The sequence below is a fragment of the Algorimicrobium bowmanii genome, assembly GCF_054031195.1.
Genome location: NZ_CM132929.1, coordinates 1384757 through 1406130, shown reverse-complemented (window position 1 = coordinate 1406130; position 21374 = coordinate 1384757). Strand labels below are relative to the sequence as shown.

At 32.8% G+C, this 21374-nt stretch carries 21 protein-coding genes; 11 read left to right on the top strand and 10 right to left on the bottom strand.

All coding sequences use genetic code 11. The features are described from left to right. Positions 1-10 precede the first annotated feature (10 nt). Positions 11-535 (top strand): phosphoglycerate mutase family protein, encoded by a 525-nt coding sequence (locus ACW5R3_RS06205; RefSeq protein ID WP_456578724.1) that lies wholly within the window; start codon positions 11-13, stop codon positions 533-535. Here the strand turns inward: ACW5R3_RS06205 and ACW5R3_RS06200 are convergent. Then, complete coding sequence (locus ACW5R3_RS06200; RefSeq protein ID WP_456578723.1) at positions 506-1255, bottom strand: DUF6503 family protein; 750 nt, start codon at positions 1253-1255, stop codon at positions 506-508. The genes ACW5R3_RS06205 and ACW5R3_RS06200 overlap by 30 nt on opposite strands. Positions 1256-1348: 93 nt before the next feature. Here ACW5R3_RS06200 and smpB point away from each other — a divergent pair, with 93 nt between their 5' ends. The 3 genes from smpB to ACW5R3_RS06185 are packed head-to-tail and all read left to right on the top strand — an operon-like array spanning position 1349 to position 2879. Beyond that, positions 1349-1804: an SsrA-binding protein SmpB gene (gene smpB, locus ACW5R3_RS06195; protein ID WP_456578722.1), complete on the top strand. Its 456-nt coding sequence runs from the start codon at positions 1349-1351 to the stop codon at positions 1802-1804. 5 nt (positions 1805-1809) lie between these two features. Then, the gene (locus ACW5R3_RS06190) at positions 1810-2346 is read left to right on the top strand and encodes a hypothetical protein (protein ID WP_456578721.1); all 537 of its coding nucleotides are present in this window, start codon (positions 1810-1812) and stop codon (positions 2344-2346) included. Between the two features lie 14 nt (positions 2347-2360). Then, positions 2361-2879 (top strand): DUF1648 domain-containing protein, encoded by a 519-nt coding sequence (locus ACW5R3_RS06185; protein WP_456578720.1) that lies wholly within the window; start codon positions 2361-2363, stop codon positions 2877-2879. Here the strand turns inward: ACW5R3_RS06185 and ACW5R3_RS06180 are convergent. Further along, positions 2876-3517, bottom strand: coding sequence for a protein-L-isoaspartate(D-aspartate) O-methyltransferase (locus tag ACW5R3_RS06180; RefSeq protein WP_456578719.1), 642 nt, complete (start codon positions 3515-3517; stop codon positions 2876-2878). The genes ACW5R3_RS06185 and ACW5R3_RS06180 overlap by 4 nt on opposite strands. A 156-nt stretch (positions 3518-3673) precedes the next feature. Between ACW5R3_RS06180 and ACW5R3_RS06175 the strand changes: the two genes are divergently transcribed. The 7 genes from ACW5R3_RS06175 to miaA all read left to right on the top strand — a co-directional run bounded on the left by ACW5R3_RS06175 (position 3674) and on the right by miaA (position 10946). After that, positions 3674-4636, top strand: a complete 963-nt coding sequence (locus tag ACW5R3_RS06175; protein ID WP_456578816.1) for a Gfo/Idh/MocA family protein — start codon at positions 3674-3676, stop codon at positions 4634-4636. 68 nt (positions 4637-4704) lie between these two features. After that, positions 4705-5595 (top strand): 3-hydroxyacyl-CoA dehydrogenase family protein, encoded by an 891-nt coding sequence (locus ACW5R3_RS06170; protein WP_456578718.1) that lies wholly within the window; start codon positions 4705-4707, stop codon positions 5593-5595. A 60-nt stretch (positions 5596-5655) separates the two neighbouring features. Continuing rightward, positions 5656-6894 carry a DUF1015 domain-containing protein gene (locus tag ACW5R3_RS06165; protein WP_456578717.1) on the top strand — a complete coding sequence of 413 codons (1239 nt, stop codon included), beginning with the start codon at positions 5656-5658 and terminating at the stop codon, positions 6892-6894. Between the two features lie 141 nt (positions 6895-7035). Next, positions 7036-7692: a YggS family pyridoxal phosphate-dependent enzyme gene (locus tag ACW5R3_RS06160; RefSeq protein WP_456578716.1), complete on the top strand. Its 657-nt coding sequence runs from the start codon at positions 7036-7038 to the stop codon at positions 7690-7692. Between the two features lie 24 nt (positions 7693-7716). Continuing rightward, entirely contained in the window at positions 7717-9084 is a 1368-nt protein-coding gene (locus ACW5R3_RS06155; RefSeq protein WP_456578815.1) for an exonuclease domain-containing protein, read from the top strand. A gap of 26 nt (positions 9085-9110) precedes the next feature. Beyond that, entirely contained in the window at positions 9111-10019 is a 909-nt protein-coding gene (locus ACW5R3_RS06150; RefSeq protein WP_456578715.1) for an ion transporter, read from the top strand. A 15-nt stretch (positions 10020-10034) separates the two neighbouring features. Beyond that, positions 10035-10946 carry a tRNA (adenosine(37)-N6)-dimethylallyltransferase MiaA gene (miaA, locus tag ACW5R3_RS06145; RefSeq protein ID WP_456578714.1) on the top strand — a complete coding sequence of 304 codons (912 nt, stop codon included), beginning with the start codon at positions 10035-10037 and terminating at the stop codon, positions 10944-10946. Positions 10947-10990: 44 nt separating this feature from the next. Here miaA and ACW5R3_RS06140 read toward each other — a convergent pair whose 3' ends face one another. The 8 genes from ACW5R3_RS06140 to ACW5R3_RS06105 all read right to left on the bottom strand — a co-directional run bounded on the left by ACW5R3_RS06140 (position 10991) and on the right by ACW5R3_RS06105 (position 21358). Beyond that, positions 10991-11707, bottom strand: a complete 717-nt coding sequence (locus tag ACW5R3_RS06140; RefSeq protein ID WP_456578713.1) for a response regulator transcription factor — start codon at positions 11705-11707, stop codon at positions 10991-10993. 5 nt (positions 11708-11712) lie between these two features. Next, a complete protein-coding gene (locus ACW5R3_RS06135; RefSeq protein ID WP_456578712.1) occupies positions 11713-13284 on the bottom strand; it encodes a sensor histidine kinase in 1572 nt (523 codons plus the stop codon). A 70-nt stretch (positions 13285-13354) separates the two neighbouring features. After that, positions 13355-13948, bottom strand: coding sequence for a dephospho-CoA kinase (gene coaE / locus ACW5R3_RS06130; RefSeq protein ID WP_456578711.1), 594 nt, complete (start codon positions 13946-13948; stop codon positions 13355-13357). After that, positions 13945-14808: a CdaR family protein gene (locus ACW5R3_RS06125; RefSeq protein ID WP_456578710.1), complete on the bottom strand. Its 864-nt coding sequence runs from the start codon at positions 14806-14808 to the stop codon at positions 13945-13947. Before ACW5R3_RS06125 ends, coaE begins: the two co-directional genes overlap by 4 nt. Before the next feature lie 98 nt (positions 14809-14906). Beyond that, positions 14907-15914, bottom strand: coding sequence for a glycosyltransferase (locus ACW5R3_RS06120; protein WP_456578709.1), 1008 nt, complete (start codon positions 15912-15914; stop codon positions 14907-14909). Between the two features lie 76 nt (positions 15915-15990). Then, complete coding sequence (locus ACW5R3_RS06115; protein ID WP_456578708.1) at positions 15991-18672, bottom strand: GEVED domain-containing protein; 2682 nt, start codon at positions 18670-18672, stop codon at positions 15991-15993. Positions 18673-18882: 210 nt separating this feature from the next. Then, positions 18883-20244: a T9SS type A sorting domain-containing protein gene (locus ACW5R3_RS06110; RefSeq protein WP_456578707.1), complete on the bottom strand. Its 1362-nt coding sequence runs from the start codon at positions 20242-20244 to the stop codon at positions 18883-18885. A gap of 298 nt (positions 20245-20542) precedes the next feature. Beyond that, positions 20543-21358 carry an enoyl-ACP reductase FabI gene (locus tag ACW5R3_RS06105; protein WP_456578706.1) on the bottom strand — a complete coding sequence of 272 codons (816 nt, stop codon included), beginning with the start codon at positions 21356-21358 and terminating at the stop codon, positions 20543-20545. Positions 21359-21374: the final 16 nt, after the last annotated feature.

The following is a 21374-nucleotide window of genomic DNA, read 5'->3' as shown; positions in this document are numbered from 1 at the left end:
ACAAAAACACATGAGATTAATATTTGCTTTTGTCCTCGTTAGTTTATTATCTGTTTCAGGATGCCAAGAAGCACCCACTAACACTAGCATTACCACTATATACTTTATACGTCATGCCGAAAAAGACCGTAGTAATCCTGAAAACAAAAACCCACACCTAACAAGCATTGGACAAAATAGAGCCAATAATTGGAGTGATATTTTTAAACATATCACCTTTGACGCTGTTTACACAACAGACTATAAAAGAACCATACAAACAGCACAACCTACAGCTCTTAAAAACAATGTAGCTATTGAGTTTTATAACCCGAATTCCTTAAATGCCGATAAAATTCTAAAAGATAATGCAGGACAAACAATCTTAATTGTAGGACATAGTGATACCACACCTAAATTTGTAAACTTATTTTTAGGGAAACACAAATACAAAAATATAGAAGATAGCAACAATGGAAACTTATACATGTTGCAAATTTCTGAAAACAAAATAACGGATACGCTTTTAACGTTTCCCTTCTGTAATGTTCTCTAGCTTAATTTTAGACAATAATGCAAGCTGATCCGTTTCAAATAAATCATCTAAATCCGTAACAGATATTCCTGTTGTTATTTCCGGCTTATAATTATTATAATCTACAAACCGTAAACCTCCAACATAACGCTCATTATAAGCTTCTCGAAAACGATAACCAATACCTGATTCCTCTTCATACGAATAAGCTAAATAATCCACTTTATAAGTAAGCTTATTAATCCAGTAAACAAATACATCCTCAAAATCTTCTCCACCACCGTCTTCACTGAATGTAACTTTTATTTTATAAAAAGGGACATCCTTAATCTTCACTTCCCCTAATAACTCTTTATTAACAGCCTCAGCATCTAAACCATGAGGTAAAACAGCAAAATAATGAACTGAATTTACAGATGCACTCAACTTCTCTGCAGTTGAATCTGCCAACACAACTTGCTCATTATTTATATACCGCTCAAAACCTTCATTACCTAAATAATCCTGAATAAAACCTACGGAATCTTGTGTAAACTCCCTTACAAATGAAAACTTACCATAATAACGATCAGCAAGGTAATTCTTACCTCTAAACTCAAAAGCATACGAAGATGTATTCATTTTATCACCCCCTGAAACTTCTATTGATTTTGCCACAATTTCATCTGCTGTCAACTGTTTTTTATCTGTTTGACAACTCACTAAAAACAAAACTAAAAATAGGGTACTAACAAATTTCATATCGATATAATTTTCTATAATCTGTCGTAAATCTAATGAATACTTACAAGATATATTCAGAAAACAATCATAATTTAATTACCTTTGACCTATATGCAAAAGACCATAAATATAAAGAATAAAAAAGCAAGATTTCAGTATGAAATTCTTGACAAATACACTGCAGGTATTGTACTTACTGGAACTGAAATAAAATCAATTCGAAACAGTAAAGCCTCTATAGCTGAAAGTTTTTGTGAGTTTAATGAAAATGGCGAGTTATTTGTTATAAACATGACCATTGAAGAATATTTATACGGCACCTATTACAACCACAAACCAAAAGCTTCTAGAAAGCTTTTATTAAATAAACGCGAACTGAAAAAACTTTTAAAAGAAGTTCAAAATACAGGGTTAACAATAATACCGCTGCGCTTATTTATTAATGATAAAGGTTATGCAAAATTAGATATTGCTTTAGCTCGTGGTAAAAAATTATTTGACAAACGCGAAACTATTAAAGATCGCGACAACAAAGTCCGTTTAGATCGTATTAAAAAAAGCTTCTAATTACCATGAAAAAGTTTTTATTCACCTTTATTTTTCTAACTACAGCCGCTGCCCTAAACGCACAAATAAATACTGATATATTACTTAATCCCAACGCTAAAAAGGTGGGAAGTATTGACGCTATTATCAACGAGCTATACGATGTTAATTCTGGCAAAAAAGGTTATGAACGTAATTGGGCCGATTTTGAATATTTATTTTACCCTAATGCCAAACTAATAGCAACCGGAAAAAGTCTAGATGGTAATCAGCTAGCAAAATATATGACTGCTGACGAATACCAATCTATATCTGATGAATGGCTAAAAGAGAACGGATATATTGAAAAAGAGATTTATAGGAAGATGGATGTTTACGGTAATATAGCGCATGTATTCAGTACATTTGAAGTTTACCACAGTAATCATGACCCCTATCCCGCAATGCGAGGCATTAAAAGTATACAACTCTTAAACGATGGCTTACGCTGGTGGATTATAAACGTATATTGGATGCAGGAATCACGTCTACAACCAATACCTAGAGACTATTTACCTGATTAATTATTTCCGCTATTATGTTTTACGAGGACAGACCCAAAATCACATTTAAAAAGACACCTTCTAATGTAATTCTTGAGGTTTTAACTTACGTAATCCTCCTAACCTCTTTTATTTACACAATAATTAATTACGGGAATTTACCTGAACAGATTCCTATGCACTTTAACCATTCAGGAAAAATAACACGCTACGGAGCCAAAAATAGTATTTGGGTTTTAAATATTATTGGGTTTGCCGTTGCCTACGGAATAAGCTACTTAAACAAGTTTCCGCATATTTTTAATTACCCTGTAAAAATAACCCTTGAGAATGCGCATAAATACTACAGAGAAGCCATTAAGATGCTACAGTTTGTCAATATTGGCATAGCATTACTATTTGCTATAATTTCATTTGAAATTATTCAAGTAAGTTTAAACGAAACAGCATACATCAGCAAAACCTCAAACTATTTATTAATGAGCATAATAGCCATTTTAACCTTTGCTCCTCTTATATATGTTGCATTAACTATAAAACAGAAAAAAGACTAGTTTTTATTTTCTAACAGCGGCACAAAACGAAATTCTCCAAATTCATGCTTTTCAAAATCTTTAGCACTATTTCTAATAAATAAAGTCATTGTTTGCACATTATCTCCAACTGGAATAACAAGACGCCCACCAATAGCTAATTGACTTAACAAAGGACTAGGAACAAAAGGAGCTCCTGCTGTTACTATAATACCTTTAAAAGGCGCTTCTTCTTTAAGCCCAATATAACCATCACCAAAAATTAATTTTTTAGTACGGTATCCTAATTTCGGTAAAAACTTACTGGTTTTTTTAAAAAGTTCGTGCTGTCGTTCTATACTATAAACCTGAGCACCTAGCTCGCATAATACCGCTGTTTGATATCCGCTTCCTGTACCAATTTCTAATACCTTATCACCCTTTTCTACCTGAAGCAATTCCGACTGAAAAGCTACGGTAAAAGGTTGCGAAATAGTTTGATCAGCAGCTATAGGAAAAGCTTTATCCTGGTAAGCATGATCTAAAAAGCTAGAATCCATAAATAAATGTCTTGGTATTTTACCAATAGCTTTTAAGACATTACTATCTGTAATACCCTTATCTTTAACAACCTGAACTAACTTCTGGCGCATGCCTTGATGCCTAAATGTATCTTTCAAAATAACCGTTTTATAAAACCTTAAAATTACACAAACATTTCACGAGGTAAAATTAAAAGTTGGTAACTTATTCACATTTTAAAATCCGCATTTTTTATGTCAATTTTCACAGAAATAAATAGTGAAAACCTTATTTTTGTTCAAAACAATAAAAAAATGATAAAAGCTGGTGTTTTAGGCGCAGGCCATTTAGGAAAAATCCATCTACGATTATTAAATCAATCTGAAAAATACGACCTCATTGGGTTTTATGATGCTGATGAAGCCAATGCTAAAAAAGTAGAAGCTGAATTTGGCTATAAATACTTTAATACTATAGAGGCATTAATAGCTGCTGTAGATATGGTAGACATTGTTACGCCAACTCTTTCGCATTATGATTGTGCAAAAAAAGCTATTGCTCAAGGCAAACATATTTTTATTGAAAAACCAATAACAAATACCGTTGAAGAAGCTGAAGATATCCGAAAACTACTAGCCCAACACAATATCCGTGGACAAGTAGGTCATGTTGAACGTTTTAATCCAGCATTTACAGCTGTTAAGGATAAAATTGAAAACCCCATGTTTATTGAAACACACCGGTTAGCAGAGTTTAATCCGCGTGGTACAGATGTTCCTGTTGTTTTAGATTTAATGATTCATGATATAGACATTATTTTAAGTGTCGTAAAATCTAAAGTTAAACAGGTATCAGCTAGTGGTGTATCTGTAATTAGTGATACTCCAGATATTGCCAATGCTAGAATTGAGTTTGAAAATGGCTGTGTAGCAAATCTAACCGCTAGTCGTATTTCACTAAAAAACATGCGTAAATCTAGATTCTTTCAGCGAGATGCTTATATCTCTGTCGATTTCTTAGAGAAAAAATGTGAGGTCGTTAAAATGAAAGACGCTCCTGAAACACCTGGAGATTTTGATATGGTTCTTCAAAATGCTGAAGGCGTTAAAAAACAAATTTATTTTGACAATCCTGAGGTAGCAGAGAACAATGCCATTCTTGATGAGTTAGAAACTTTTGCAGATGCAATCACGAACAACACAACACCAATTGTTACCCTACATGATGGCACTGAAGCCTTGCGCGTAGCAACCATGATTATTAATCAATTTAAATAACCTGTTCAAGCGACAGATTTAATTATAATAACAACATTCCTTTTTCTTGAGGAATAAAAAGATTTTTTATGAAAAACATAGCAGTAATAGGAGCTGGAACCATGGGAAATGGTATTGCACATACATTTGCCCAAAGTGGTTTTAAGGTTCAATTAATTGATATTAGTGAAGCCTCTTTAGAAAAAGGCATGGCTACCATTTCTAAAAATTTAGATAGAATGGTTTCCAAAGAAAAAATTACAGAATCCAAAAAACAAGAAACACTTGGGAATATTACAACTTTTACAGACACGGTAGAAGGCGTAAAAAATACAAGCTTAGTAGTTGAAGCTGCTACAGAAAATATAGATTTAAAATTAAAGATTTTTAAGCAATTAGATGACGTTTGTGATACTGATACTATTTTAGCTACCAACACATCTTCAATTTCTATCACACAAATTGCAGCTGTAACAAACAGACCAAGTCAAGTAATAGGTATGCATTTCATGAACCCTGTACCTATTATGAAGTTAGTAGAAATAATTCGCGGTTATAACACAAGCGATGAAGTTACTAATACCATAATGGAACTTTCTAAAACATTAGGTAAAATCCCTACTGAAGTAAATGATTACCCAGGATTTGTAGCTAACCGTATTTTAATGCCAATGCTAAACGAATCCATCGAAACGCTATACAATGGCGTTGCTGGTGTTTCAGAAATAGATACAGTAATGAAACTAGGAATGGCACACCCTATGGGACCATTACAATTAGCCGATTTTATTGGGTTAGACGTTTGCCTATCTATTTTAAACGTTATGTATGACGGATTTAAAAACCCTAAATACGCACCATGCCCACTATTAGTAAATATGGTAAGAGCAGGTAAATTAGGTGTTAAATCTGGTGAAGGTTTTTACGATTACTCACAGAGTCGTAAAGCTGAACAGGTTGCTGCCCAGTTTACTAAATAAAATAAATTAATGCTAACGGTTAGTTTCTTGTAAACTAACCGTTACACATTATACCTTTATATGGCCAATATTATTCCCTTCAAAGCAGTACGCCCTACTCGTGATAAAGTTAGCCTAGTAGCAGCACGATCATACCAGAGTTATACAAAAGATCAGTTAGAAGCACGATTAAGAGATAACCCATTTTCTTTTCTACATATTGTAAATCCTGGCTATCGTTTTGATAAAGAAATTTCAGGTACTGATCGTTATTCGTTGGTTAAAAACAGGTATTCTGAGTTTAAAGAAGAGAATATTTTCATTCAAGACAAACAGCCTTCTTATTATATCTACCGCATTGTAGATAGAGAAAATCAAGAATTTAATGGCATAATAGCAGCTACAAGTGCTTCTGATTACGAAAACAATGTTATAAAAAAACACGAGGACACTATTGCCTACAAAGAAGTTATATTTAAGGATTACTTAAAAACAGTTGGTTTTAATGCCGAACCAGTGCTTTTAACCTACCCTGACAATTCCACAATTAAAACAATTATTTCTGACAAGCAAAAGGAGCGTGCTGAATATGAATTCACAACTACTTATAGAGACACTCACTATTTATGGCCAGTTGACAATCCGGAACTCGTAGCTAAAATACAAGCAGAATTTACTAATATGCCGCATATATATATTGCAGATGGTCATCATCGCTCGGCATCATCTTTTTTATTATATAAAGATCTAAAAGCTTTAAATCCCAATCATAAAGGTCAAGAACCATATAGCTATTTCATGAGTTATCTAATTCCGGAGTCTGATTTACGGATCCATGAATTCAATCGCTTAATCAAAGATTTAAACGGACTTAGTAAAGAAGCTTTTTTAATACAATTAGATACAGTTTACCGTATAGAAAACAGAGGAGCAATTCCTTATAAACCTAGTAAAAAACATCATTTTAGTATGTATTTAGATGGTGAATTTTATTCCTTATATCTTCGAAAATCCGCTTTAAATATTTCAAATTCTTTAGATGCTTTAGATGCTCAAATTTTATATAAAACTATTTTAGAGCCTATTTTAGGAATTGAAGATTTAAGAAACGACAAGCGTATCATGTACATTAATGGCAAAAAGGATATTGTAAACATAAAAAGCAACGTTGATAATGGCAATTTTGCAGTTGGTTTTGGTATGGTTCCTGTAACCATAAAAGAGATGAAGCAAATTGCAGACGATGGCCTTAAAATGCCACCAAAATCGACGTTTATAGAACCTAAATTACGAAGCGGCGTAACCATTTACGAGTTTTAATGCCAATGTGCTATTTATGTCATTTTCAAAAAAAACCAAATATTAGCAGTCCGTTCATTTTAAAATAAAAATCTAACATTTTAAAATTACAATACAAATACCTAAAATGTTAGTCAACACATACCATTAATCAAACACCATATGTCAATAAAAGATAACTTAACAGCCATAAAACAATCGTTACCAGATCATGTAACGCTAGTTGCCGTTTCCAAAACAAAACCAAATAGCGATATAATGGAAGCTTACCAAGCAGGTCAGCGTGTATTTGGTGAAAACAAAATTCAAGAAATGGCCGATAAGCAAGCCTCCCTACCTAAGGATATTTCTTGGCACATGATTGGACATGTGCAACGAAACAAAGTGAAATACATGGCACATTTTGTTAGTCTAATTCATGGCGTTGATAGTTTTAAACTACTTAAAACCATTAATAAAGAAGCGACAAAAGAGTCTCGAACAATTGACTGTTTACTACAAATAAAAATAGCTAAAGAAGAAACAAAATTTGGAATGACTCCAGACGAAGCAACAAACATGCTACAATCGGACAGTTTTAAAGACTTAGAAAATGTTCGTATAACAGGCGTTATGGGGATGGCGACATTTACAGAAAATGAAAGTCAAATAATTGATGAATTTACCAAGTTAAAAACTATTTTTAATGACTTAAAAAAAATTCATCCAAAAATGGAGACTATTTCCATGGGTATGAGCGGTGATTACGAAATAGCAATAAATTGCGGAAGTAACATGGTTCGTGTTGGAAGTAGTATATTTGGCAAACGAAATTATTAGTATAACATTATAAAATAAGGTCTTATTTACGCAATTCTTGACATAGAAACTACTGGAGGAAAATTTAATGAAGAAGGTATAACCGAAATAGCTATTTATAAATTTGATGGACATAAAGTTGTTGACCAATTTATTAGTTTAATAAACCCGGAGCGTGAAATTCAACCCTTTGTTGTTAATCTTACAGGAATAAACAGCAAGATGCTTAAAACAGCACCTAAATTTTATGAAGTAGCCAAACGTATTGTCGAAATAACTGAAAACTGTATAATAGTTGCACATAACTCTCAGTTTGATTACCGAATTTTAAAAACAGAATTCAACCGTTTAGGATTTCCTTTTAAGCGAGAAACTTTATGTACGGTAGAATTATCAAAAAAACTAATTCCAGGAGAAGCATCTTATAGCTTAGGAAAATTAGCCCGTTCATTGGGTATCCCTGTAAGTGATAGACACCGCGCTAACGGCGACGCTCTTGCTACTGTTTCGTTGTTTAAAATATTACTTTCTAAAGATTTAGAAAAAACTATTGTTAAAGATAGTATTCAGCTTGAAGCAAAAAAAGAGTTAGCCGCTAACTTAAAGACCATTATTAAAGAGCTTCCTAACGTAACAGGCGTATACTACATACACAACGAAGCTGGTGAAATTATTTACATCGGTAAAAGTAATAACATTAAAAACCGAATGAGTCAGCATTTCACAAATACAGCTACAAAATCAAAAAAAATACAGCGTTATGCAGCAGCAGTTACCTACGAACATACCGGCAGTGAACTTGTTGCATTATTAAAAGAAAGTGAAGAAATAAAACGTAACAAACCTATATTTAACAGGGCTTTACGACGTAATGTATTCACTCATGCATTATATGCTTTTAAAGATGATAATGGCTATATTAACCTAACAATTGATAAAGCAGATGGCCGTAAAAAAGCCATTACCACATTCACCAACAGACAGAGCGCAAAAAGCTTTCTATTCAACGCCGTAGAAACCTATCAATTATGCCAAAAACTAGTTGGATTATATGCTACGAAGAATAACTGTTTCAAGTATGACATAAAAGAATGTCCTGGTGCTTGCATACAAGAAGAATCACCAGAAAGCTATAACAAACGTATAGAACAACTCATAGATAAAAATAGCTATAATAACCAAGATATGGTGATTATTGACCGTGCTAGAGAAATTGACGAACGTAGTGCTATTTTAATTGAAAACGGTATCTTTAAAGGCATTGGTTACTTCAACCTCAACTATCAAATAACAAATATAGACGTATTGAGGTCCTTAATTACACCTATGGAGAATAACAAGGATGCACAACATATAATTAAAAGCTATCTCCGAAAAAACAAAAAAATTAAGATTATTAAACTAAACTCCTGAAATAAACTTTTTAGTATTTTTAAATAATGGAAAACAAGTTCTATAAAAATTGGCAAGCCAAACTACATGAAATAATTTATGAAGCAGACACACCTGCAGGTAAATTATTCGATGTGGTATTACTTATCGTAATCATTGCCAGTATTGTTCTTGTTATGCTTGAAAGCGTTAAGAGTATAGACGCACAGTATCATAGTTTTCTTAATATTTCGGAATGGATTATTACCATATTATTTACCATTGAGTATTTTTTAAGAATTATAACCGTTAAGAGGCCTATAAAATATATTACAAGCTTTTATGGAATTATAGATTTACTATCTACACTCCCTAAATACTTATCCCTTGTTTTTGCAGGTACGCATGCACTTGTTGCATTACGAGCTTTAAGACTTTTACGAGTATTTAGAATTTTAAAATTAGCACGGTTTTTAGGAGCTTCAAACCACTTAGCTTCTGCTATAAAAGCGAGCCGCGCTAAAATATTTGTATTCTTATTTGCAGTTATTATTGCGGCTACAATTTTTGGCACAATTATGTATTTAGTTGAAGGGGAAGCAAGCGGGTTTAGTAATATTCCTAAAAGTATTTATTGGTGTATTGTAACCTTAACTACGGTGGGCTTTGGTGATATTGCCCCTATTACACCTCTTGGTCAATTTATAGCAACAATTATTATGGTATTGGGATATGGCATTATAGCTGTACCTACAGGCATCGTTTCTGCCGAATATACGAAAGCCAATAGCACGGACAATAGCACGGACAATACCAATAGAAATAACAACAAAGAACCTCACCCAGCTGCACCACCACACCCCGATGATGTACAATTAAACTCACAATCTTGTCCTTACTGTTTAGCTCAAAATCATAAAGATAAAGCTGATTTCTGTTATAAATGTGGACATTCTTTGCATATAACTTCTGATTAACTGTTACATATTTATATGAGTAAAAATTACCTTATTTCCATTGTAGGTCCAACTGCTATCGGAAAAACCGCATTAAGTATTAAGTTAGCTCAGCACTTTTCTACTGAGATAATTTCAGCGGATTCCAGACAGTTTTTTAAAGAAATGCAAATTGGTACTGCTGCGCCTAGCAAAACCGAATTAAACGCAGCAAAACACCGCTTTATACATCATAAGTCTATAGAAGATCCTTATAACGTTGGTGCATTTGAAAAAGATGCTATTAATACCTTAACTAATTTATTTAAAGATCAGGATATAGTTATTATGGTTGGTGGATCAGGCTTATATGTCGATGCTGTTAGCAACGGGCTAGATGACTTTCCTAAAGTGGATCCACAAATACGAGAAACCTTAAATAAGAAACTAGAAACAGAAGGTCTAGGTGTATTACAAGAACAACTAGCACATCTTGATCCTGCAACCTACAAAACAATTGCTTTAGACAATCCTCAACGCGTAATTAGAGCTTTAGAAATATGTATAGGTAGTGGAAAACCATATGCTTCTTTTTTAAAAAAGGAGGCGATAAATCGGAATTTTAAAACTATTACAATTGGACTAACTGCTGAACGTGAAACTATTTACTATCGTATAAACAAACGGGTAGATATCATGATGCAAAATGGTTTACTTGACGAGGTTAAATCACTAAAAAGCAAAGCACACTTGAATGCTTTGAACACTGTGGGGTATAAAGAAATTTTTAATTATTTAGATAATGAATGGACTTTAGATTTTGCCATTTCGGAAATTAAAAAAAATAGCCGACGTTTTGCAAAACGCCAATTAACATGGTTTAAAAGAAATAAAAACACACATTGGTTTGATTACGAAACCGATATTAAAACAATTATTTCTGTTATTGAATCTGAAATAAACTCATAAAAAAACCAGCTTTTCAGCTGGTTTTTAATTTATAATAAAAAGCATTAATCTTCTGAGTCAGAATTTACAACTAACCTAAAGCCTTCTCCATGAATATTTAGGATTTCAACCTTTTCATCTAGCTTTAAGTATTTTCTTAGTTTTGCTATATATACATCCATACTACGAGATGTAAAATAATTATCATCACGCCATATTTTAGTTAATGCCAACTCACGAGGCATTAAATCGTTTTCATGTAAAGCTAACAAACGTAATAACTCGTTTTCTTTAGGTGATAACTTAATTTGTTCTCCTCCATCATAAGTTAAAAATCGTAACTTAGAATTTAATTCAAAGTTTCCTATTTTGAATTGAAATTGCTTACTATCTGCTACAGTTTCCGTTGCTTTACGCTGCATGATAGCTTTAATTTTCATAAGTAAAACTTCACTATCAAAAGGCTTATTTAAGTAATCATCTGCTCCTACTTTATAACCTTTTAAAACATCTTCCTTCATGGCTTTTGCTGTAAGGAAAACGATAGGCACTTCGCTGTTTTTTTCACGAATTTCTTTGGCTAAAGTAAAACCATCTTTATAAGGCATCATGACATCTAAAATACACAAATCAAAGTCGTCTTTTTTAAATTTCTCAAAGCCTTCCATACCGTTTTTAGCATGTGTAACTTCGTAATCATTCATGATTAAATAATCCTTTAAAATCGTTCCGAAATTTGGATCATCTTCTACCAATAATATTTTTTTGTTTTGTTCTGTCATAACATTTATGAGATTAATGGAAGTTTTATTATAAAGGTACTTCCCTTGTCTTTTTCACTTTCTAATGATATATGTCCTTGGTGGTCTTCAACCATACGTTTAACGTAAGCTAAACCTAATCCATGTCCTTTAACATTATGTATATTTCCGGTGTGTTCTCTATAAAACTTTTCAAACACGTGTTTTTGAGCAGCTTTACTCATACCACTACCGTGGTCTTTAATTTTTAATAATATATTCGTTCCAACATTCTCGGTATAAACATCAATTTCGGGTGCTTCTGGAGAATATTTAACGGCATTATCTAATATATTAACAATGACGTTTGTAAAATGTGTTTCGTTAGCCAATACAGAAGTTTGTTCTGCATTAAGGTGTGTTCTTATATACCCTTTTCTATCTTCAACTATTAACTCTATATGCGTAATAGCATCATGAACTAACTCATGCAACTCTACACGATCTTTACTAATATTTAATTCGTTTTTTTCTAGTTTAGATATTCTTAATACATTTTCAACCTGCGCATGCATCCGTTTGTTTTCATCACGAATCATCTGCAAATATCGTGCTACACGTTCTTTATCATCAATAACTTTAGGGTTCTTAATGGCATCTAATGCTAAATTAATTGTAGCTATAGGTGTTTTAAACTCGTGAGTCATATTATTTATAAAATCCGATTTTATTTCAGAGATTTTACGTTGCCTAAATAGTTGCAACAGAGCACTAGAATAAGCAATGATAATAATTGATGTAAAAATGATAGATAACAATGTCATTCTAATGATAGACGACTGTATAAACTTATTTCGAGTTGGAAAATTTACTAGTAATTTATAGTTATTAGTATCTTGTTCACTATTAAAAATCGAAATACTAAACGTTCCAGGCTCCATTTCAAAGTTATCACTCTGAACCTTTGTTGCTAAATCATTACTGTAAATAGCAAACTCAAAGTCCAAATCTATATCATCTTCTTTAAGCATACTTGAAATTAAATCGTGTATCTGCCCTTCCTTAACACGTTTATGAATAGGAATACGACTACTAAGCACTTTAAAAGCTTCGTCAAAATCAAGACGTTCTGCAGCTGTAATACGACCGGATTTAATTAAACTTAATACCGGGTTTGTATTTAACTCATTATCAATAGCTGTCTGGTTGCTATAAACTTTGGCTTCCGAGCTACCTATAATACGTTTAATATTTAAGCTATCTAAACCGATGTCAAAGAGCGAAGAAGATAATTTATGGTTTTCTTCTAAAATACCGCTTTTGTATACAAACGTTTCATTTGTATCATTAATTTGAGAAACAATAAATAATTTAGAAATAGCAACTGTATCCGCTTGTTTCTTTTCATCAATTAGGGTCTGATATTTGCTGTAATAGCTATATATCTCCTTCTCTTCAATTTGTCGGGAGGCATAACTCAATGCTTTTTTTACATTAAAATTAAACTGATCCTCCTCATTTTTGATGGAGTTATTTATATAGTAAGCTTGTACAAATATAATACCAACAAGCGATAAGCTCATTAGTAATACTAATATGATGAATAACCTTTTGCTCATCGTTCAAAATTAACATTTTAACATTTAGCTATCTTATCATTTAACCTTACATTAACAAAAATGTTAAAATTTAAGATGTTTGTATAGCTTTTAAGAGTTTATTATGTACTTCTAATACATTTTTTTGAGTTTCTGCTAATACTATATTATCAATTACAAAAGTTGCTTTTTTAAGTTTTTCAGATTCAGGTAATTGATTATTAATAATAGCTTGAACTTCTGCTGCTGTTTTATTATCGCGCTTTGTAACACGTTGTATTCGTGCTTTTTCGGGAGCTGTAACCAAAATGGTATAATGGCAATCCTTTTCACCTCCATGTTCAAATAATATAGCAGATTCTTTAAGAACATAAGCTGACTCCTGCATATTTGCCCATAATTTAAAATGTTCCGCTACTTTAGGATGCACAATAGCATTCATTTTTTGAAGTAAGCTTTTATCATTAAAAATAGCATTGGCTAAGTAAGTTCTATTAAGTTCTCCATCTTTATAGGCTTCTGAACCAAACAACCATTGGATTTTAAGTCTAATTTCAGAAGAGGCATTCATTAGTTTTTTTGCTTCTACATCAGCAATATACGTGGGCACTCCAAGTTCAGCAAAAAGCTTTGCTACTGTAGTTTTTCCGCTACCAATACCTCCTGTTAAACCTACTATCTTCATTCTGTTATAATATATTCGATTTGATCTTGATTTAATTTCACATGCCTTAAAACACTTGGTTGTTTGGTAATTCGAGGAATTAGAAACGATTGATTTTTTGATAATTCATTAAAATCGCAAATAATTTCAAAATCAGATGCTGAAATAGAATTATAGTTCGCCAAACTTGTATAGTAAGAAACATTAATTTTTTTTGGGTAATATTTCACATTAATACCTTCTGGTATATTAACAACTGTTACCGGAATTTTTAATTTCCCTTCCGTAAATTTAGCAACCTGGGCTTCTACTTGTACTTGGCTATTAGAAAACTTTAATTCCTGATTAGCATTTGGCAATTTTAAACCAATACTAGTTGAAAAATCTGATTTGACACCTTTGAGTTTTAAAGTATCTGTTTCTATAAAATCAATGGCAGACACTAATACTTCAGGACCTATAATTTTGATGGAATCGGGTGTTAATTTAAAAGCATCTAAAACATCATATCCTATGGCATAATTTATGTCGCTATTTAATTCTATTGGCACCATCTTTATAGCATTTACATCATATTTAAAAATTAATGTATCGGGTGTTATATTTACGACCTCTATATGTTCATCAAACTGAGAAAGCACATCTAAAAATGCTGAATGCTTATTCCATATAAATTTCGTTTCAGTTTTTGTTATATTCTCACTAAAATTAACCTTTACTTTAGGTGTGTTAAAGTAATATTTCAATAAATTAAATCCTGTTGTTTTTAAACTAATTTGTAACTCATTTAAGCTGTCATCATAAATAACAGCATCTTCGGGTACATTTCTTTTATCTATTTTAAAGGCAATAGTATTAGTATAGGTATTAGACAGTTTCATTATTATTAATACAGCAAACGACATCACTAAAAACAAAAAGAACACATTGATTTTTTTGTTTTTTAAGCCTTTTATTATGTTAATTTTAATTGTTCCCATCATGGATTTTTAAAGAATAATTTAGGAAATAACGTTTCAGGTTTTTCATTGCTTATTTTTAATTTTAAAGTAGATTTTAAAAAACCAAATCCATAACCTGTAAACTGCACAATAGTAGCAAATATAGACTGAAAAGCAATTATCAGATTACTCGTACTAATAAGTGCGATTACAAAAAGAGTTAAAAAGTAAATTCCGTAACATGCCAAAATAAAATATAGTTTAAAAGCTGCAAAAATCAAAGCAAAAACCAAACCAAGTATAAAAACAGAAGGAAACCAATACGTTATTTTTTTTGTTTCGGGATGCCAAATATTTAAAATAGGTCTTACCTTCCCAAATTTAGAAACCTGAGTATAGAATTTAGACCAAGATATACGGCGTTTATGATAAACGTAAGCATCTGTTATAAGTGCCGTATTAAAATTATTTTTCCATAATCTAATCGTTAAATCGGGATCTTCACCTGGATGAATATTTCCGAAACCTTTTGTTTTAATAAAGGCTTCTTTAGATAAGCCCATATTAAAACTTCGTGGTTGAAATTTATCTAATTGCTTTTTATTACCACGAATACCTCCCGTAGTTAAAAAAGATGTCATTGAGAAATTTATGGCTTTTTGCAGGTTAGTAAAACTATCATGAGCAGCATCTGGACCTCCAAAACAATCCACATAATTAGTATTTAAATAGGTTTTAACAGCTGTTAAATAATGTGCAGGAAGAATACAATCGGAATCTAAAATAATAAAATAGTTCCCCTTAGCGCGCTTCATCCCATAGTTTCTTGAATCGCCTGGTCCTGAGTTTTCTTTTTGAAGATAGGTAATATCTAAATGGTTCTGATATTTTTTAATTATCTCAGATGATGATATAGTTGATCCGTCCTCTACAATAACGACTTCAAAAACTTGTTGGGTATCCATATTTTGAAAGCTTAATAAAAGCTCATCAATCTCATCAGGCCTGTTATATACAGGTATAATAAACGAAAACTGTAATTCCATAAGACAAATGTAATTAAACCCATAAAAAAACCACTCAAAAGAGTGGTTTTTAAAAATCAATATTTAAAGGTTGTTTTTAGTTTTTAACAATACGAATTGTTTCTGTATTATTAGCTACCATAACCTTTACAAAGTACGCACCTGACTGTAACGAAGACATATCTAATTCGCTAGTTAATGTATTTGGTACTTTACTTAAAACTTTCTGACCTAACATATTAAATACAGCAACATCTTGAATGTTTTGTTGTGCTTTTAATGTTAGTGTGTTAGTTACTGGGTTTGGATAGTAATCAAATGCTAATTGCGCAAAAGTATCACGTGATAAAGATGCATCAACAGTTACTTTATAATCTTCTACTTCTCCTCTACCATTATTTAATCCACATGCATCATCTGAAGGATTAGAGTCATTCCAATCGGTCATAACACGTAAAACGTAATCTCCATCAGCAGTTCCTGCTGGTACAGTTATAGTACCATCAAATGGACCACTATTATAACCCGTTGTATTATATACAGTTTCGGTAGTTTCATCAAAAGCAAAATCGTTATTCCAATCAATCCATATAGCACAACCAACAGAACCACCTTCACTTACTACTGTAAAATCAAATGACTGATCTGCTGCTAAAACAACTGAATGGCTTGCATAATAATTTCCATAATTACCCGCTGCAAAACCTGAACCTGAATTATCAATATTGGTATAAGCACCTGTTGTAGTAAACCCGTCAATATAACTTAAATCACTAGACCCTGATGGTAGGCAGTAACCCGCATTAAAAGTATAAGGACCACCCCAAGAACTTAAGTCTCCTGAATCACAATCTGACTGAACATATAAATCATATAATACACCTTCTGTTAATCCCGTTGCTGTTGCTGATGTAGTAAGTACATTTCCACTATCAATTACGCCTGCACCTTGTGCATTACCTTGTGGCACAACTTCCCAGTTATAAGAAACAGGTGTTGTTCCATCATTAGGCTCTTCCCAAGTAAAATCAACTGAGTTTGGAGCTACAAAAGTAGCTGTAAAATCGTCTGGAACGTAACATGTTGGAGATGCGTACACACATAAATCAAATGATGTTTCACCTGAATTGTATGTTGCAACAGAGATATAATATGGTGTTCCTGCTACTAAATCTTCACTTAAAGATGTAGAGTAACAACTACTATTTATACGTGTTAAAGAACCACAGCTACCTTCGTAAATAGATAAGTATGTAGAACTTGTTCCTGAAGTTAACGTTCTAATTACATTAAATTCTCCTGTCGTTGTTGGTGTAAATTTATACCATACATCATTATAATAGTTTGAACAATCATAATCTGAAGAAAGTGTAGCAGATGCTGTTGTTCCTGAAACTGAATTTGTACAGGTCTCATCAGCAGATGCTGTAATAGATACTGCATTCATACACTCATCATTTGCTGGTGGCGGTGGTGGAGTTCCAACACAAACATCAAAATTAATATACTGTACTAATGAATTCCAACCATATGCACGCACATAATACGTATTTCCAACTGTTAATCCAGATACATTATATTCTTCTGGGTCACTTGTTCCAAAAAACACTAAATTATCACAACCTGAACTAGCCTCATAAATAACCATCCCCATATCAATACTAGTACTAGGACTTCCTTCAGCACTTGTTCTATTTAAGAATGAAACTCGATGAACTACACTTGTAGCCTCAAAAGAAAACCACACATCGGTGTTTGGAGTACCAGATGCTCCAGTAGTACCTTCAGATGATGCTGTTGCACCAAACGTAGTCGCTGCAGTTACAGTACCACATTCTAAATCAGCATTAACAGTTAAACTTATAGGACTATCACAATCATCATTAGCTGGAGCTGCAATATGAATAAAAGCAAAAGGACCTGACCATTCACTTAAAGAAGTTTCAGAACACACTGCACGTACATAATACTCATAATTATTACCCGAAACTAAACCTGTAGCCACATATGGGTTAGAAACCCCACTATCAGTTGGTGTTCCCGACACAACCTCACCGGAAGTAACATCCAACAACTCTATGTCCCAAGCAGTTGCTGTTCCTCCTTCTGTCCAACTTAACTCCGCTGAATCAGTCATGAAATTACCTGCTGAAAGTGCTAAAGGAGCTGGACACGCTGGTGGTGTTTGTGAAACTATAGTTGGCGACTGAAAACAAAAACCATATTCCCAACCTGATCCTCCTGATGCTGAATCATCATAAAAAATTCTATACTTAAAATTTGAAAGTTGTGTAGCTGTAAACCCTGCTATATTTAAAACATCCGTTTCATATGCCTCATAAGTTCCAGAGCAGAAATCATCGAATGGAGCGCCACTTGTTCCAGGAACAGGGTCCATACCCCAATTAACCCAAGCACTTGCATCAGCATCATAATATTGTATAACCAATAAATCATCTAAATATCTGTATACAACATCTGCTGAAACAGTTAACCATGTTTCTCCTGCTGTATGTGCCGCTGTTAAATCTATAACTGGAGATTCTGCGGCAATATCATTGTCTCCACTACCCCCTGCATCATCATCATCAAAAGCAAAATTCGCATCGATAGTTGGGTTTGCTTCCAATATACTTGTATCAGTTTCACCTGCATCAGTACCCGTTAATGTCCAATTGGCATTCGGCCAATTGGCATTTTGATTTAAAGTTTGCGCCATGCCATGCGTGGTAAAAACCAAACAAAATATGACACATAAATAATAAGTAGTCTTTCTCATGTTTATTATGTTTATTATTAAAAAATTAACAATTAGTTTAAGAAGCCCTAAATTAACTATTTATTAACTTTAAAAATACAAATAGGTTTTCTAATCGATTAAAAACATTTTTTTTCGACGAAATACTAAAAACACTTTTAAACACAAAAAAAACCACTCATTTAAGAGTGGTTTTTAAATTACGATATATGTAAACTATTCGTTAAAAAATTATTTTTTAATAATTCTAATAGTTTCTTGATTACCATTAACGGTTACTTTAACAAAATAAGCACCATCTTGTAATGAATTCATAGAAATTTCACTTGAAACAGCATTTGGTTCTGCACGTAAAACTTCTTGACCTAACATATTATAAACTAATACATTTTCAATATTTTGTGAAGCTTGTAAAGTTAAACTAGATGTAACTGGGTTTGGAAAGTACGATAAACCATTTAACTGCTCATCAAAACTTCCAACACTTAAAGTTGTTGGAGACCATGCACAAACATCTACAGTACCAACTGCATTACTGTAATCCCAAACTCTAACATATAATACTTCTCCTTCAGTTCTTCCTGTAAGTGAAACTTGAGAAAACAACCCAGTAAAATCATCATTACATGCTACTTCTGTTAATGAAGCAGGTGTTCCTTCATACACAGCTAACACTGTATCTGATACACCAACACCATTACTCGTTTCTATTGTAACTTCACCTGTATTAGGTACAGTAACTGAAAACCAAATATCAGTAACAGGTGCAATTCCACAACTAGCAGCATCAGATAAAGCTAGTGTTGCAGAAGTAGTATCTCCTGTAACTACTGTTTCACAAGCTGTATCGCCTACAGGCAAGTTATAAGCTCCTGAAGCTAAATCATTATCTGGTGCAGGTGGAGCAGCAGCAGTAGTAAAACTCCAAACAGGACAACCTGTTGCTTCTACAAAACCATTTACTGGCTTAATAACCCAATATAATAACGTATTATCTCCTGTTAGTGTTATAGCAGCAGATAATTCTGTAAAGTTCCCTATTAAACCATAATCATCACCTGTAGGTGTTTCACCTGCATATAAATTATATGAAGTTGGTGCAGGTCCTGTAGTAGGTGCCACCCATGTAAAAGTAATATTTCCATTAGGAACGTCTACAGCTCCATCGGCTGGGAAAGGTGTTGAAGCACAATCTGGAGCTTCTGGCGGTGCAACTGAGTTATTCATAACAGAAGTAGCAACACAATCAGAACCTGCTGAACAAGCTGAATCGGCTGCCCAATGAACTGAAACATTTGCAACACTTGCAACCCATGTTAACGGAGAAGGTCCAGCAGCTAATACTGTTGTTCCATCCGCAGTATCAACTAAAGTTATATAACCTGTATCTGCAGTAAAAATGTATTCATCGCTTAAAATAAATCCTTGTACATCAGAATATTCTCCAAAGAAATTACATGTAGAAACTGATTCTGATTCTCCAAAATTCTCCAATACTAATGCTTCCCAAGGGTAATTGCTGGTAAAAGTACATTGCGCATAACTAACTACTGTAAGCAGTAGTGTAAATAATAAAAAAGTAATTTTTTTCATAAATTTAATTTTAATAACGTTAATATTTAAAAAACAATATACAAATAAATTGTTAATTCTCTTAACATAACACGAGAGAACAGGTTGAGAAACACCATTTTTATTAAGATATCAATAAAAAAACCTAAAAAAAACAGAATTAATAATTTTAGGCATTTTATTAATAAAATTATCAAACTAACTATATGATGAAAAGTATTATTAACCGCTACTTACTAGCTTATAGGCCAATATAAAACACAAAAAAAAGCGACCCTTATTAATAAGAATCGCTTTTTTTTTAAGATATATACTCTTTTTATTCGCGCGTAAACGTTTCCATAACAGCGTCACTTACACCCATATTACTAAAGCCTCCATCATGAAATAAGTTTTGAAGTGTTACTTTACGAGTTAAATCGCTAAACATAGTTACTGTGTAATTAGCACAGTCTAATGCTGTAGCGTTTCCTAGTGGCGACATTTTTTCAGCATAGGAAATAAACCCGTCAAAACCTTTAACTCCACTACCCGCAGTTGTTGGTGTTGGAGATTGAGAAATAGTATTGACACGCACTTTTTTATCACGGCCAAAAAAGTATCCAAAGCTACGAGCAATACTCTCTAATAATGCTTTATTATCAGCCATATCATTATAATCAGGGAATACACGTTGTGCTGCCATATAAGTTAAAGCAACAATACTTCCCCACTCATTCATGGCATCTTTCTTATACAGTGTTTGCATTACTTTATGAAAAGAATTTGCAGAAACATCGGTACCTTTTTGCGTCCAATCGTAATTTTGATTGGTATAGTGATTTCCTTTTCTCACATTTATAGACATACCTATTGAGTGTAAAACAAAATCTATTTTTCCACCTAATATCTCCATAGCCTTTTCAACAAGGTTTTCTAAATCTTCAATAGAAGTCGCATCAGCTGGAATAATTTGAGAACCTGTTTTTTCAGCTAACTCATTAATTTGTCCCATTCGCATAGCTACGGGTGCGTTAGTTAATACAAATGTACCGCCCTCTTCATGAACTCTTTCGGCTGTTTTCCAAGCAATTGAATTCTCGTCTAATGCTCCAAAAATTATTCCTCTTTTACCTTTTAATAAATTATATGACATAGTTTTTTGTGTTGAT

Bases quoted from the DNA above. Each gene is read 5' to 3' on its own strand.
- ACW5R3_RS06205 (WP_456578724.1), top strand. From the start codon at position 11: ATGAGATTAATATTTGCTTTTGTCCTCGTTAGTTTATTATCTGTTTCA.
- ACW5R3_RS06200 (WP_456578723.1), bottom strand. From the start codon at position 1,255: ATGAAATTTGTTAGTACCCTATTTTTAGTTTTGTTTTTAGTGAGTTGT.
- smpB (WP_456578722.1), top strand. From the start codon at position 1,349: ATGCAAAAGACCATAAATATAAAGAATAAAAAAGCAAGATTTCAGTAT.
- ACW5R3_RS06190 (WP_456578721.1), top strand. From the start codon at position 1,810: ATGAAAAAGTTTTTATTCACCTTTATTTTTCTAACTACAGCCGCTGCC.
- ACW5R3_RS06185 (WP_456578720.1), top strand. From the start codon at position 2,361: ATGTTTTACGAGGACAGACCCAAAATCACATTTAAAAAGACACCTTCT.
- ACW5R3_RS06175 (WP_456578816.1), top strand. From the start codon at position 3,674: ATGATAAAAGCTGGTGTTTTAGGCGCAGGCCATTTAGGAAAAATCCAT.
- ACW5R3_RS06170 (WP_456578718.1), top strand. From the start codon at position 4,705: ATGAAAAACATAGCAGTAATAGGAGCTGGAACCATGGGAAATGGTATT.
- ACW5R3_RS06165 (WP_456578717.1), top strand. From the start codon at position 5,656: ATGGCCAATATTATTCCCTTCAAAGCAGTACGCCCTACTCGTGATAAA.
- ACW5R3_RS06160 (WP_456578716.1), top strand. From the start codon at position 7,036: ATGTCAATAAAAGATAACTTAACAGCCATAAAACAATCGTTACCAGAT.
- ACW5R3_RS06150 (WP_456578715.1), top strand. From the start codon at position 9,111: ATGGAAAACAAGTTCTATAAAAATTGGCAAGCCAAACTACATGAAATA.
- miaA (WP_456578714.1), top strand. From the start codon at position 10,035: ATGAGTAAAAATTACCTTATTTCCATTGTAGGTCCAACTGCTATCGGA.
- ACW5R3_RS06140 (WP_456578713.1), bottom strand. From the start codon at position 11,707: ATGACAGAACAAAACAAAAAAATATTATTGGTAGAAGATGATCCAAAT.
- ACW5R3_RS06135 (WP_456578712.1), bottom strand. From the start codon at position 13,284: ATGAGCAAAAGGTTATTCATCATATTAGTATTACTAATGAGCTTATCG.
- coaE (WP_456578711.1), bottom strand. From the start codon at position 13,948: ATGAAGATAGTAGGTTTAACAGGAGGTATTGGTAGCGGAAAAACTACA.
- ACW5R3_RS06125 (WP_456578710.1), bottom strand. From the start codon at position 14,808: ATGAAACTGTCTAATACCTATACTAATACTATTGCCTTTAAAATAGAT.
- ACW5R3_RS06120 (WP_456578709.1), bottom strand. From the start codon at position 15,914: ATGGAATTACAGTTTTCGTTTATTATACCTGTATATAACAGGCCTGAT.
- ACW5R3_RS06115 (WP_456578708.1), bottom strand. From the start codon at position 18,672: ATGAGAAAGACTACTTATTATTTATGTGTCATATTTTGTTTGGTTTTT.
- ACW5R3_RS06110 (WP_456578707.1), bottom strand. From the start codon at position 20,244: ATGAAAAAAATTACTTTTTTATTATTTACACTACTGCTTACAGTAGTT.
- ACW5R3_RS06105 (WP_456578706.1), bottom strand. From the start codon at position 21,358: ATGTCATATAATTTATTAAAAGGTAAAAGAGGAATAATTTTTGGAGCA.